This is a genomic window from Arthrobacter sp. HMWF013 (assembly GCF_003061105.1).
Taxonomy (GTDB): domain Bacteria; phylum Actinomycetota; class Actinomycetes; order Actinomycetales; family Micrococcaceae; genus Arthrobacter.
The window spans coordinates 1-1,429 of sequence record NZ_QAIQ01000488.1; the positions used below are offsets into that span (position 1 = coordinate 1).

The following is a 1,429-nucleotide window of genomic DNA, read 5'->3' on the forward strand; positions in this document are numbered from 1 at the left end:
GGAATCGTCCTCATTTCCCCTCTGGGAACGGACGAGGAGTTGGCCGCGGTGGCCAGGAACATCCCGATGGTGGTGCTCGGCCGGCATGGGTCCGGCCCGGATTACGACTCAGTGGCTGCCGACGACTTTGCCGGAGCGGCCCTGGTGGTTGATCATCTTGTGGCGCTCGGGCACCGGCACATCACCTACGTCAACCACACCACCGAGGGGACCAATGACGCACGGCTCCCGGAGGAAGTGCGCGTGCGCGGGTACGTTGACGCGATGATCCGGCATGGACTCGGTGATGCGATCGACATCATCCAGTCCCAGTGGAGCCAGGAGGGCGGCGAACAGGCGGGACGGCTGATGCTGTCCCGGACGGAAAGGCCCACCGCCGTGTTCGCAGGCTGCGATGTCTCGGCTTTCGGCGTCCTCACAGCCTTATGGGACGCAGGCGTCCGTGTTCCGGATGACGTGTCAGTGGCCGGCTTCGATAACATCTTCACGACGTCGCTGGCTCCGATCTCGATCACCACGGTTGATCAGTCCGGCCTTGACATGGGCGGTGCCGCCGGACGCCTCTTGCTGGAGCGCGTGGGCGGCCGGACCGAGGCAGTGAACAGTGTGGTGAAGCCGGCCCTGGTGGCACGGAAGACAACAGCGGCGCCGCTGCAAGCGCCCGCTGAGCCGGCGCCCGGGCGCCGGATGGCCACCGCCCGGACTGACTCCTGACCGGCTGGGTCTCAGCACGACGCCGGCGCGCACGGCCGCGATCCCCTCACCGGGGGTTCCGGGCGGCTGGGCGGATCCCCTCATTGGGGGATTGCGTCGCGGCGCGCCTTCCGGATACTGGAGGTATGTGGGAGGAACGCGCTGAGCGCGCCCGGCGGGAGATCGCGGCCATGGCCACCAGCGGACAGAACGTGGCCGACCTGTACACCGCGGCGCTCGCCGTCGTGGAGCAGGCGGTGCCGTTCGAGCAGGCGTGCTGGGCCGGCGTCGACCCTGACACGCTGGTGATGACCTCGGTGACCAACTGGCGTCAATGGCCGGTGCCGGCGAAGGAATACGAGGAGTATTCCGTCCGCTTCGTCGAATGCGAATACACCGGGCAGGAGCCGAACAATTTCGCGGCGCTGCTGCGGCGCCCGCGGCCGGTCGCCAGGATTTCCGATGCCCCGCACCGTGAGGTGGTCCGCAGCGTCCGGATCAACGATCTCCTGATGCCGCAGGGCCTGGAACATGAGCTGCGCGCGGCATTCAGGGTGGACGATTCGTGCTGGGGAGTGGGCAGCCTCTTTCGCGAGGCCGGGAAAGACTTCACCGACCGCGAGCTGGAATTCCTGGCGGCAGTGGCGGCGACGATCGGAGCGGCCAGCCGGATAGCGGTCCGGGCCGCACACCGGACCCGGCCCGCCGACGTCGGGCCCGTCATTGTCCTGGCAGG

The 1,429-nt window shown here is 68.3% G+C and carries 1 protein-coding gene and 1 pseudogene; both read left to right on the plus strand.

The features are described 5' to 3' along the window. The coding region (locus DBR22_RS17415) for a substrate-binding domain-containing protein (RefSeq protein WP_146187548.1) at positions 1-714 on the plus strand (714 nt) is incomplete at its 5' end. A 125-nt stretch (positions 715-839) separates the two neighbouring features. Then, positions 840-1,429 (plus strand): annotated as a pseudogene (locus tag DBR22_RS24700) (helix-turn-helix transcriptional regulator); the annotation flags it as partial.